General features: G+C 61.5%; 8 protein-coding genes and 1 pseudogene. 3 read left to right on the top strand and 6 right to left on the bottom strand.

Features of this window, described 5'->3' with window-relative positions; all coding sequences use genetic code 11:
• Positions 1-2,731 (bottom strand): annotated as a pseudogene (locus AC0V2S_RS19425) (CHASE3 domain-containing protein); the annotation flags it as partial.
• 229 nt (positions 2,732-2,960) lie between these two features.
• Here AC0V2S_RS19425 and AC0V2S_RS19420 point away from each other — a divergent pair.
• The gene (locus tag AC0V2S_RS19420; protein WP_475511139.1) at positions 2,961-3,344 is read left to right on the top strand and encodes a response regulator; all 384 of its coding nucleotides are present in this window, start codon (positions 2,961-2,963) and stop codon (positions 3,342-3,344) included.
• 4 nt (positions 3,345-3,348) lie between these two features.
• On the opposite strand, the gene AC0V2S_RS19415 is transcribed toward AC0V2S_RS19420, so the two are convergent.
• Positions 3,349-4,143: an N-acetylmuramoyl-L-alanine amidase gene (locus tag AC0V2S_RS19415; protein ID WP_475511138.1), complete on the bottom strand. Its 795-nt coding sequence runs from the start codon at positions 4,141-4,143 to the stop codon at positions 3,349-3,351.
• Between the two features lie 393 nt (positions 4,144-4,536).
• Here AC0V2S_RS19415 and AC0V2S_RS19410 point away from each other — a divergent pair, with 393 nt between their 5' ends.
• Positions 4,537-5,961 (top strand): DASH family cryptochrome, encoded by a 1,425-nt coding sequence (locus AC0V2S_RS19410; protein WP_475511137.1) that lies wholly within the window; start codon positions 4,537-4,539, stop codon positions 5,959-5,961.
• An 84-nt stretch (positions 5,962-6,045) separates the two neighbouring features.
• Here the strand turns inward: AC0V2S_RS19410 and AC0V2S_RS19405 are convergent, their stop codons facing one another.
• The 3 genes from AC0V2S_RS19405 to AC0V2S_RS19395 are packed head-to-tail and all read right to left on the bottom strand — an operon-like array spanning position 6,046 to position 8,438.
• Positions 6,046-6,840, bottom strand: a complete 795-nt coding sequence (locus tag AC0V2S_RS19405) for a thymidylate synthase (RefSeq protein ID WP_475511136.1) — start codon at positions 6,838-6,840, stop codon at positions 6,046-6,048.
• Positions 6,837-7,646, bottom strand: a complete 810-nt coding sequence (lgt, locus tag AC0V2S_RS19400) for a prolipoprotein diacylglyceryl transferase (protein WP_475511135.1) — start codon at positions 7,644-7,646, stop codon at positions 6,837-6,839. Before lgt ends, AC0V2S_RS19405 begins: the two co-directional genes overlap by 4 nt.
• A 9-nt stretch (positions 7,647-7,655) precedes the next feature.
• On the bottom strand, positions 7,656-8,438 hold the full coding sequence (locus tag AC0V2S_RS19395) for a sulfite exporter TauE/SafE family protein (protein WP_475511134.1): 783 nt from the start codon (positions 8,436-8,438) through the stop codon (positions 7,656-7,658).
• A 202-nt stretch (positions 8,439-8,640) separates the two neighbouring features.
• On the opposite strand from AC0V2S_RS19395, the gene AC0V2S_RS19390 reads away from it, so the two are divergent.
• Positions 8,641-9,387, top strand: coding sequence for an NRDE family protein (locus AC0V2S_RS19390; protein WP_475511133.1), 747 nt, complete (start codon positions 8,641-8,643; stop codon positions 9,385-9,387).
• Positions 9,388-9,423: 36 nt separating this feature from the next.
• Here AC0V2S_RS19390 and ptsP read toward each other — a convergent pair whose 3' ends face one another.
• Positions 9,424-11,703 carry a phosphoenolpyruvate--protein phosphotransferase gene (ptsP, locus tag AC0V2S_RS19385; protein WP_475511132.1) on the bottom strand — a complete coding sequence of 760 codons (2,280 nt, stop codon included), beginning with the start codon at positions 11,701-11,703 and terminating at the stop codon, positions 9,424-9,426.
• Positions 11,704-11,736: the final 33 nt, after the last annotated feature.

Raw genomic sequence — 11,736 nt, 5'->3', positions numbered from 1 at the left:
TCGTCGTCGCCGATCAGGCGCGAGATGCTGTCCGCGTTGCAGGGCGTCGTCTTCCACCAACAGCACGCGTTTCACTTGCTGGGCCAGCTTGGCTCCAGCTTGGCAAACACGCCTTTGAGGTGATCGCGGGTGGTGGGTTTGACGGCGTAACCGATGGCGCCCAGGGCCAGCGCGGCTTCCATTCGGTCTTCCACGGAAATTACGTGCACCGGAATGTGCCGGGTGCGCGGGTTGTCTTTCAGACGTTGCAGGGCAGCCAGCCGAGATATCCGGCAGGCGCATATCCAGCAGGATCGCATCGGGCAGGTGTTGCGCGGCCAGTTGCAAGCCGTCGTCGGCGCCGTGGGCGACCAGGCAGTTGTATTTCAACTCGTGGGCGAGGTCGTAGAGGATCTGCGCGAAGTTCGGTTCGTCTTCGATCACCAGAATGCAGCGGCTGCCTTGTTGCAGGTGTTCGCGGTCGTCGTTGAACTGGGCGATGGTCGCCGGCGCCGACGTAGTCGCTGGGGCAGGCGTAATCGGGGCTGTGGCCGGCATGATCGGCGGCAGCTCGGGCACGGACTCCAATATGAAACCTTCTTCATAGGCTTGCGGTAGCACCAGGGTGAAGGTACTGCCTTGGCCCGGCGCACTGACGACGCCAATCGAGCCGCCGAGCAACGTGGCCAGATCGCGGGAAATCGACAGGCCCAGGCCGGTGCCGCCGTAACGGCGGTTGGTGGTGCCATCAGCCTGGCGGAAGGCTTCGAAAATATAATCCTGCTGGTCTTCGCGAATGCCGATGCCGGAATCTTTGACGGCGAAGGCGACACGACCGTCGTCCAGGCGCGAGATGGTCAGGGTGACCTGGCCGGCCTCGGTGACTTGATGGCATTGGAAGCAGGTTCTTGAGGATCTGCTCCACGCGCTGCTGGTCGGTAAACAAGGTGCCCGGCACGTTGGGCTGCAGGTCGATGGCAAAACCCAACTGCTTGTCGGCCGCCACCGGCTGGAACACGGTGCGCAGGCTTTCCACCAGGCGGTTCACCGGAATGTTTTGCGGGCGCACTTCAGCTTGCCGGCCTCGACCTTGGAGATGTCGAGGATGTCGTTGATCAACAGCAGCAGATCGTTGCCGGCCGAATAGATGGAGTCGGCGAACTTCACCTGCTCGGTGGTCAGGTTGCCGCTCGGGTTGTCGCCCAGCAGCTTGGCCAGAATCAGCGAGCTGTTGAGCGGCGTGCGCAGCTCGTGGCTCATGTTGGCGAGGAATTCGGACTTGTAGAGCTGGCGCGCTGCAGTTCCTGGGCGCGCTCTTCCAGCTCGCGCTGGGCGGTGCTCAGGGCGTTGTTCTTCTCGTCCAGCGTGTCGCGCTGGTCTTCCAGGCGCTGGGCCTGGTCGGCAAGTTGTTCGTTGGTTTGCTCAAGCTCGGCCTGCTGGCTTTCCAGGTGGGCCTGGGATTCTTTCAGCACCCGCGATTGCTCTTCAAGCTCTTCGTTGGCGGTGCGCAGTTCTTCCTGCTGCACTTGCAGTTCTTCGTTGAGCTGCTGGGTTTCGGCGAGCACATCCTGCAGCCGTGCACGGTAATGCGCGGCGTCGATGGAAGTGCCGATATTGGCGGCGATCAAGTCGAGGAATTCGATATCGAGATCGTGATCGGACGCAAGAAAGCCAGTTCCAGTACGCCGTTGACGGTGTTCTCGTTGCTGATCGGCATCACCACGATATTGAGCTGCGAGGTGCTGCCCAGGCCCGACGCCACACTGAGGTAGGCGTGGGGCAGGTTGTCCAGGCGAATGAGGCGACGCTCCTGTACGGCCTGGCCGACCATGGTGTCGTTGCCGGTGAAGCGTTGCTCGCCTTTTTCCTGGTCAGCGGCGAAGCCAAACGTGGCTACCCGCTCGATACGCCCACCTGATCGCGGGCATAAAAGGCCGCCACGCTGACCCCCAGGTAGCCAGCCAACTGGCTGAGCACCGATTCGCCGAGTTGATGCAGCGTTTTTTGTCCCAGTACCTGTTCGGCCAGCAGGCTTTGGCCATTGCGCAGCCAGGATTTCTGTTCGATGACGGCTGCGCTGCGCTCCTGCTCGGCCAGCGAATTGGAGTAGCTTGGACAAACCAGCAATTCGCGGCGGCCCATAAAGGCCAGAATGCCGCTGACAATCAGGCTGAAGATCAGGTACACGACGATCGTCAGCACGACGGTGTTGTTAGCTTCGTTATTACGCTGGAAGCGCAGCTGCTGCTCGGTGCCGATAACTTCGTCGAAACCTTTGCGGATTTCGTCAGTCAGTTCTTTGCCACGTCCGCTGGAAACGATCTGTTGGTAATTTTCGCCAGTGCGGCGGCTCTGGATGATGGCATCGGCGAATTTGGTCCATTGCTCTTGCAGGGCTTCCATGCGGCGGAAGCGATCGACCTGGATCGGGTTGTCCGCCACCAGTTCTTGCAGGGATTTTAGTTCGGACATGATGCGCGGGCGGGCGACGTCGAACGGCGCGAGAAACTTCTCGTCACCGGTGATCAGAAAGCCGCGCATGCCGGTTTCCTGTCTACGGTGAGGCGATACGCCTCGTTGGTATTACCGATCACGCGGTCGGTGTGTTCCACCCACTGCAAGACGTTGAGGAGGTAGTACACCAGGCCGATAAAGAAGATGGCGCTGATGACGCCACGCCTAACGGCAGCGCGACGTTGCGGCTGAGGATGCGACGGAAGCTTTTCTCGTCGATGGCGGCGGAGTTGCTCATCTGCTGTCCTTGCGTAAAAGTCTGGATTCTGCCGTAAAGCCCCGGAAATGTGCATGCTTATTCCTACACCGCAAAAAGATTCAACCGCCGGCCATAGCCCGCGTAACCTGGCCACAGGTACTCTTGCCGGCGCCGTTTGGCCGGGGAACACATGCAAGACCAGAGGGTTGGTCAGCCAATTTCCAACCAGTTGCACTTTTATTTTTTGCCCCTAATCCGAGACCGTTTCATGCCTGACAGCCTTAGCGAAAACGCCAACAAAACCATCCTGCTGGTCGAGGACGATGAGGTGGTGCGCATGCTTACCGTCGAGGTCTTGGAGGAGCTCGGCTATACCGTGCTGGAAGCGGAAAATGGTCCGGACGCGCTGGCCATCATTAATAGCGACCAGCCGCTTGATCTGCTGATGAGCGATATCGGCTTGCCGGGCATGAGCGGCCCGCAGATCATGGCTGCCGCCCACCAGACCCGCCCGACCTTGCCGGTGCTGTTTGCCAGCGGCTATGCCGCGCAGGATTACCAGACCGGCGCGAGCCAGGCGAAGATCGCCACGATCACCAAACCGTTCAGCCTGGATCTGTTGCGTACTACCGTGGCAGGGATGTTGGCCTGACGCCCTACGGGGTTTGCTGCGGTTTATTCATCCGATTCAACACCACCAATAACGCCGCCGTGTGCGCATCCGGCTGACCGTCAAAACGGTGCGGCCGGTAGTGCATCTGGAAGGCGGCGAGTACGTGGTGGGTGGCCACATCCAGCTCCCCATTCTGCGGGGTGGCGTAGCCCAGAGTGGCCAATTGCTGCTGGTACCAGCTAATCGACGGCAGGTTCTGTTCGAACGCAGTTTGCGCTTGGGCTACTTCCGTCGCCTGCGGCCAGAGGCCAAAGCCGGCCTTGGCCAGACGTTCCCAAGGGAATAGCGGACCGGGGTCCAGCTTGCGCAGCGGGGCGATATCGCTGTGGCCGATCACGTGGCGCGGCTCGATATGGTTACGCACGGTGATTTCTTTAAGCAGCGCGATCAGCGCGTCGATCTGCACATCACTGAACGGATACCACACGCGGCCTTGCGGAGTCTCGTCGTAGCCGGGGTTCACCAGCTCGATGCCTATGGACGTGGAGTTCAGCCAGGTGCGGCCTTCCCACTCACTTTCGCCGGCGTGCCAGGCGCGTTTGCTCTCGTCCACCAGCTGGTAAACGGTGGCCGGGCCGGCGTCGATCAGGTAATGGCTGCTCACTTCACCTTGGGTCAACAACTGCAGGGAGCGCTGCAGGTTGGTGGAGGTGTAATGCAGGATCACGTACTGCACGCGCTCATCCTGATTTTTCGAAGGATGGCTGGTGTCGATCCGCAGGCCGTTGGTGCAGCCAAATAGCGCGGTGAGCAGGACGGTTAAAAGCAGGTTCTTCATCGGAAATCGCAAATGGGCTCGGGTTAAAACAAGGGTGGCCCAGTCCGTGTAAAAACGTAGCGAGCGACGGCTAAGCAAGGCAAAAACAGGCGAAAAAGCGCAGTTGGCTCGTAGCCAATGAGCATTTTGAGGCTGTTTTTAACGCCGCTTAGCCTAGCGCAGTAGTTTTTACACGGGCTGGCTAGTTGCCACTGAAGCGGCGCCCTATGTATAAGATTCGGTAGTTTAGTGCTTTGCGTCGGGTACTGCAGGGCAGATGCGCCCTGTGTCAGTTTCCCGGCGAAAAAAGCGCCAGACAAGCGGCGTTATGGAAAAAATACGCCCGCCTATATTTAGCAGCAGGCCCTCTGGGGCGATCTTCGATGCCGCCAAGCACTGACAAGGAAATCATGCATGCGCCGCTCCTTATTGTGGTTCAAACACGACTTACGTCTGGATGACCACCCCGCGTTAATTGCCGCTGCCAGCAGCGAGCGAATGCTGCCGGTTTACGTGCTCGACCCCAAATTGCTGCAACAAGGCCCGCTGGGCTCGCGCCAGCTGGGCGTGCACCGTGCGCGGTTCCTGCTGGAAAGTCTGTTGGCCCTGGATGGCGCCTTGCGCGCGCGCGGCTCCAACCTGCTGGTGGTGCAGGGCCAGCCGGAACATATTCTGCCGCTGCTGGCCGAGCGCCTGGATATCAGTGAAGTTGTCTCCCACGAAGAAATCGCCCCGCAGGCCCTCGGCGAAATCGCCCGTCTGCGCGCCAAGCTCGGTGCCGTGGCACTGCGAGAAGTGCCGGGCCACGGGCTGCTGCAAGTCAGCGAGCTGCCGTGCCCGGTAGAGCAACTGCCAGCGGTGTACCGTGATTTTTGCGCGGTGATGGAAGAGCGTCTGGTGGTATTTCAGCCGCTGAGCGCGCCCGACCGGTTGCCGGCCATTCCCGAAGCCGCGGTGGAGCTGTTGATGCCGCCGCCGACCTTGTCCCACTTGGGGCTGGGCGAACCCATTCATATCGCCGACAGCGCTTTTCCGTTTTCCGGTGGTGAAGTGGCCGCCCAGGCGCGCCTGCGTGATTACCTGTGGGAAAGCCAGGGCGTACGCCAATACGCGAGCGCCCGCGACAGCCTGATCGGCACCGAATTTTCCTCCAAGCTGTCGCCGTGGTTGGCCAATGGCTGCCTGTCGGTGCGCCGCGTGGTGGCTGATCTGCGCCGCCATGAAGCGCAGCACGGGCGCAATGAATCGACCCAGGAACTCTGGCGTGCCGTGCTGTGGCGCGAATTCTTCCGCTGGACGCTGGTACGCCGTGGCGAGGCGCTGTTCCAGGCCGGTGGTTTGAAAGCCACGCAGCAAGCGCCGACCGCCGTGGACGAACGTTTTCTGCAATGGACCCAGGGCCGCACCGGCATGCCCCTGGTGGATGCTTGCATGCGCGAGCTGGCGGCCACCGGGTTTATCAGCAAGCGTGGGCGGCAGGTGGTGGCCAGTTACCTGGTCAACGAACTGCGCCAGGACTGGCGCCACGGCGCGGCCTGGTTCGAAGAACATTTGCTGGATTACGAAGCGGCGAGTAACTGGGGCAACTGGGCGTACCTCACCGGGATTGCCTGTGACCCGGTGCGCAGCCAGGCGCTGAATCCGCTGCTGCAAGCGCGGCGGTTCGACCCGGAAGCGGCGTACGTAAGCTTGTGGTTAAGCGAGCTGCGGGCGTTGCCAGCGGCTATGCGGCACACGCCGTTTGTGCTGTCGCACCTGCAGCTCAATGCGCTGAATTACCCGCGTCTGGAGCATGTGCCGGAGAGTTGGCAGCCGTATTTGCCAGGGGCCGCCGCGTAAGCCACACCTGTAGGAGCGAGCTTGCTCGCGAAGCTTTTGATCTGAAGAGCTTCGCGAGCAAGCTCGCTCCTACAAAGAGCAGAGCTAGACCGCCACCGGCGCTGAGATGTGTGGGTGCGCTTCGTAGTTCTGCAGTTCGAAGTCTTCGAATTTGAAGGCGAACAAGTCCTTCACCTCTGGGTTCAACTTCATGGTCGGCAACGGCAGTGGCTCGCGCGTCAGTTGCAGGTCGGCCTGTTCCAGGTGGTTGGCGTACAGGTGGCAGTCGCCGCCGGTCCAGATGAATTCACCCGGTTGCAAGTCGCACACCTGCGCCACCATCAAGGTCAGCAGCGCGTAGCTGGCGATATTGAATGGCACGCCCAAAAAGATATCCGCCGAGCGCTGATACAACTGGCAGCTCAGCTTGCCGTCGGCCACGTAGAACTGGAACAGCGCGTGGCAGGGCGGCAGGGCCATCTGATCGACCAGCGCCGGGTTCCAGGCCGACACGATCAGGCGGCGCGAATCCGGATTCTTCTTGATCATCTCGATCAGCTTGCTGATCTGGTCGACCGACTCGCCGTTGGGCGCCGGCCAGTTGCGCCACTGATAGCCGTACACCGGACCGAGGTCGCCGTTTTCATCGGCCCACTCGTCCCAGATACGCACGCCGTGGTCTTTCAGGTACTTGATGTTGGTGTCGCCCTGCAGAAACCACAGCAGCTCATGGACGATGGATTTCAGGTGGCACTTCTTGGTGGTCACCAGGGGGAAACCGTCGGCCAGGTTAAAGCGCATCTGGTGGGCAAACAGGCTGTACGTGCCGGTGCCGGTGCGGTCGGCCTTGAAGGTGCCGGTTTCGCGCACCAGGCGCATCATGTCCAGGTACTGTTTCATTGCACGACTCCTTTGGACGCGGCAGGCTCGCGGCGGTAAGCCCAGACAATCAGGGCGGCGCCGGCGACGATCATCGGTACGCACAGCACCTGGCCCATGGTCAGCCAGCCCCACGCCAGGTAACCCAGCTGGGCATCCGGCACGCGGACGAATTCGACGATAAACCGGAAGATGCCGTAGAACAGCGCAAACATGCCGGAGATGGCCATGGTTGGCCGTGGTTTACGCGAGTACAGCCACAGCACGGCAAACAGCGCCACGCCTTCCAGGGCGAACTGGTACAGCTGCGAGGGGTGACGCGGCAGTTGCGCCGGGTCGGTGGGGAAGATCATCGCCCACGGCACGTCGGTGGCCTTGCCCCACAGCTCGGCGTTGATGAAGTTGCCGATACGCCCGGCGCCGAGGCCGATTGGCACCAGCGGGGCGATATAGTCCATCAGTTCAAAGAAGCTTTTGCCGTTGCGCTTGCCGAACCAGAGCATGGCCAGCATCACGCCGATAAAGCCGCCGTGGAACGACATGCCGCCGCGCCACACTTCCAGAATCAGCATCGGGTTGGCGATATAGGCCGGCAGGTCGTAGAACAGCACATAGCCTAGACGGCCGCCGACGATCACGCCCATGGAGGCCCAGAACACCAGGTCGGAGAGTTTTTCCTTGGTCCAGGTGGGGTCGAAACGCTCCAGGCGGCGCGAAGCCAGCCACCAGGCACCGCCGATACCGACGAGGTACATCAAACCGTACCAGTGGATTTTCAGCGGACCGAGGGCCAGGGCCACCGGGTCGATGTTCGGGTAAGCCAGCATGTGGACTCCTTAAATCAAGAAACTCGTGCCCACGCAAACCAGCAGCAGGGCAAATAAACGTTTAAGCATCAGGGGCGGCAAACGGTGCGCCAGGCGCACGCCGAACTTGGCAAAAAACATACTGGTCAGGGCAATGCCCAGCAATGCCGGCAAATACACAAAGCCCAGGCTCCATACCGGCAGCCGCGGGTCGTGCCAGCCCACCAGAATAAAACTCAGCGCGCCGGCCAGGGCAATCGGAAAACCGCAGGCCGAGGACGTGGCCACCGCCTGTTGCATCGGCACGCTGCGCCAGCTGAGGAACGGCACGGTCATTGAGCCGCCGCCTACGCCGAACAACGCCGAGGCCCAGCCGATCACCACCCCCGCAGCGCTCAGGCCGGGCTTGCCTGGGACACCGCGACTGGCTTTGGGTTTCAGGGCGAAGGCCATTTGAATGGCGACGGCGATGGCAAATACGCCGATGATTTTCTGCAAGTATTCGCCGTGAATAGCCTTGGCCGTCAGCGCGCCGAGGCCGGCACCCACAACGATGCCCAGGCTCATCCACACCACTATTTCCCAACGCACCGCGCCTTTGCGGTGGTGCTCACGCACGGCGTTGATCGAGGTGAAGATGATGGTCGCCAAGGACGTGCCCACGGCCATCTGGGTGAGGATGGCCGGGTCGAACCCCTGCGCGGTAAAACTGAACACCAGCACCGGCACGATGATGATGCCGCCACCGACACCGAACAGCCCGGCCAGCACACCGGCTCCGGCACCGAGTAGCAAATAGAGCAGGAATTCCATCAGCACCCCCAAAACAATGCGGCATGGTAACGGAAGCGCCACAGCCGCTCCACCTATGGCGACTAAGCGGTGGACGCAGATTTCTGTGCCCTGCAATGGATGGAAATGATTGCCTTGGGTAAAGTGGTTCAGCCTCCCGGCACGGGAGTACCTGTACGCAGTTCTCCACTGCGCCAGTCGCTCGAAGCACAAGGAATGGTTTATGTGTCTGATCGTTTTCGCCTGGCGTCCCGACCATGCTCAACCGCTGGTCCTGGCCGCCAACCGTGATGAGTTCTACGACCGCCCCGCACTCCCTTTAGCCCCCTGGGAAGACGCCCCACACTTGCTCGCTGGCCGTGATCTGGAAGCCGGCGGTGCCTGGCTGGGCATTGGCGCTGGCGGGCGCTTTGCTGCGCTGACCAATATTCGCGACCCTCGTCAGCCGCCGTTTGGCCGCTCACGTGGTGAGTTGGTGGCGGAGTTTTTGCGCGGCGACTTGTCGCCTGCTTCCTATTTTGACGAGCTATTGCCGCGGGCGGGTAATTACGCCGGCTTCAACCTGCTGCTGGCCGAGGCCAACGAGATGTGGTTTTTCAACTCCCGGGAAGGGCAGCCTCGGCTGCTGGAGGCGGGCGTGTATGGGTTGTCCAACGCCACCCTCGACACGCCATGGCCGAAAGTGGACAAGGCGAAAGCGGCACTGAGCGAAGTACTCGGCACGCCGGAGCCGGAGGCATTGTTCGCCATCCTCACCGACCCGCAGCGCCCGTCCGATGCCAGCCTGCCGGATACCGGTATTGGCTTGGCCAGCGAACAGTTGCTCTCCAGCATCTTTATCGAAAGTCGCACCTATGGCACGCGTGCGTGCAGCGCCCTGATCACCCAGGCCGATGGCCGGCGGTTGTTGGTCGAGCGCAGTTTCGGGCCCTATGGCGGGCATTTGGGTGAGGTGCGGTTGGAAGGGTGAGGCGTTAAAAGCGTCGAGGCGGGCGCCTCGACGTTTTCAGGATTGAATCGTCGCCGCCGGATTCAGCACGCGGCTCAACCCGAGGTTACGCAGCGCCAGGTGCAAGGTGCTGTGGATAACCTGTGGGTTATCGATGGTCATGATCTGCGCCAGCAGCTCTTTGGCCTTGCTAAGGCTGATTTGGCGCAGCAGCCATTTCACCTTGGGCAGGTTGGTGGCGTTCATCGACAGGCCGTCAAAACCCATCGCCATCAACAACACCGCGGCCGACGGATCGCCGGCCATTTCACCGCAGATACTCACCGGCTTGCCTTCGGCATGCGCACCATCGACGACCAACTTGAGGGCGTGCAGCACGGCGGGGTGGAGGAAGTCGTAGAGGTCGGCAACGCGCGGGTTGTTGCGGTCGACGGCCAGCAAATATTGGGTCAGGTCGTTGGAGCCGACGGACAGGAAATCCACCTGACGCGCCAATTCGCGCACCTGATAGACCGCCGCTGGCACTTCAATCATTACGCCGACCGGTGGCAACGGCACGTCGGTGCCTTCGTCGCGCACTTCGCCCCAGGCCCTGTGGATAAGGTGCAGCGCTTCTTCCAGCTCCGCGACGCCGGAAATCATCGGCAGCAGGATGCGCAGGTTATCCAACCCCTCGCTGGCTTTAAGCATCGCGCGAGTTTGCACCAGGAAGATTTCCGGGTGGTCGAGCGTGACGCGAATGCCGCGCCAGCCGAGGAAGGGGTTGTCTTCCTTGATCGGGAAATAGGACAGCGCCTTGTCACCACCGATATCCAGGCTGCGCATGGTCACCGGCAGCGGATGGAACGCTGCCAGTTGTTCGCGGTAAATGGCCAGCTGTTCTTTTTCGCTGGGGAAGCGCTCTTTCATGATGAACGGCACTTCGGTGCGGTACAGGCCCACGCCTTCCGCGCCGCGCTCCTGAGCACGCACCACGTCGGCCAGCAGGCCGGTGTTTACCCACAGCGGCATGCGGTGGCCGTCGAGGGTCTCGCACGGCAGCTCGCGCAAGGCGCTGAGGCCCTGTGTGAGCTGGCGTTCTTCTTCCACCACTTCGACATATTGCTTGCGCAGCACGTCGCTGGGGTTGGTGAACACTTCGCCGTGGTAGCCGTCGACAATCAGCTGAATGCCGTCGATTTTCGAATAGGGCAGGTCGACCGCCCCCATCACCGTGGGAATGCCCATGGCGCGGGCGAAGATCGCCACGTGGGAGTTGCCCGAACCCAGTACCGACACCAGACCCACCAGCTTGCCTTCGGGCACTTCGCCGAGCATGGCCGGAGTTAGTTCTTCACTGACCAGAATGGTGTTGTCGGGGTACACCAGGTTTTGCTGACGGGCTTGCTGCAGGTAGCTGAGCAGGCGGCGGCCGAGGTCTTTGACGTCGGAGGCGCGTTCGCGCAGGTAGGCGTCGTCCATCAGGCCGAAGCGGTTGACGTGCTCGCCCACCACCTGGCGCAACGCGCCCTGGGCCCACTGGCCGGTTTTGATCACGGTGGTGACTTCACCGCCCAGGGCGGCATCGTCGAGCATCATCAGGTACACATCGAACAGCGCGCGTTCTTCCGGGCGCAGCTGCGTGGCGAGTTTGGCCGACAGGGCGCGCATATCGGCGCGTACGCGTTCCAGTGCCTGATTGAACAGCAGCAGCTCGGCGGCGATATCGGTAACGGTTTTGTCCGGCACCACTTCAAGGTCGGCCGGCGGCAGCACGACCACCGCCGTACCCACGGCAGCGCCAGGCGAACCCGCCACACCGGTGAATTTGGCTTCTTGAATGCCTTTGCCCTGACGGCCCAGGCCACGGATGGAACCGGTGGCCTCAGCGTGGGCGATAACGCCGGCAAGCTGGGCGCTCATGGTCACCAGGAAGGCTTCTTCGCCCTCGTCGAACTGGCGACGCTCCTTTTGCTGAATAACCAGAACGCCCATCACCCGCCGGTGGTGGATGATCGGCGCGCCCAGGAACGAGGCATAACGCTCTTCACCAGTTTCGGCGAAGTAACGGTAGCGCGGGTGGTCCGCAGCGTTTTCCAGATTGAGGGGTTCTTCGCGAGTACCGACCAGGCCCACCAGACCTTCGCTGGGGGACATGCTGACCTTGCCAATGGAGCGCTTGTTCAAGCCCTCGGTGGCCATCAGCACAAACCGGTTGGTTTCCGGGTCGAGTAGGTAAACCGAGCAGACCTGGCTGCCCATGGCCTCTTTTACCCGCTGCACAATAATCGTCAGCGCCGACTTGAGGTCTTTGGCGCTGTTCACTTCCTGGACGATCTTGCGCAGCGTGTTGAGCATGGCTCGAGTTCAACTCCCTCGTAGGATCCCGCA

It is taken from the genome of Pseudomonas sp. CC11G (assembly GCF_056174845.1).
Note: the sequence above shows the minus strand (reverse complement) of the source record. Positions and strands in the feature narration are given on the sequence as shown.

Excerpts from the sequence above, each read along its gene's own strand:
- AC0V2S_RS19390 (WP_475511133.1), top strand. The coding sequence starts at position 8,641 with ATGTGTCTGATCGTTTTCGCCTGGCGTCCCGACCATGCTCAACCGCTG.
- AC0V2S_RS19405 (WP_475511136.1), bottom strand. The coding sequence starts at position 6,840 with ATGAAACAGTACCTGGACATGATGCGCCTGGTGCGCGAAACCGGCACC.
- lgt (WP_475511135.1), bottom strand. The coding sequence starts at position 7,646 with ATGCTGGCTTACCCGAACATCGACCCGGTGGCCCTGGCCCTCGGTCCG.
- ptsP (WP_475511132.1), bottom strand. The coding sequence starts at position 11,703 with ATGCTCAACACGCTGCGCAAGATCGTCCAGGAAGTGAACAGCGCCAAA.
- AC0V2S_RS19420 (WP_475511139.1), top strand. The coding sequence starts at position 2,961 with ATGCCTGACAGCCTTAGCGAAAACGCCAACAAAACCATCCTGCTGGTC.
- AC0V2S_RS19395 (WP_475511134.1), bottom strand. The coding sequence starts at position 8,438 with ATGGAATTCCTGCTCTATTTGCTACTCGGTGCCGGAGCCGGTGTGCTG.
- AC0V2S_RS19415 (WP_475511138.1), bottom strand. The coding sequence starts at position 4,143 with ATGAAGAACCTGCTTTTAACCGTCCTGCTCACCGCGCTATTTGGCTGC.
- AC0V2S_RS19410 (WP_475511137.1), top strand. The coding sequence starts at position 4,537 with ATGCGCCGCTCCTTATTGTGGTTCAAACACGACTTACGTCTGGATGAC.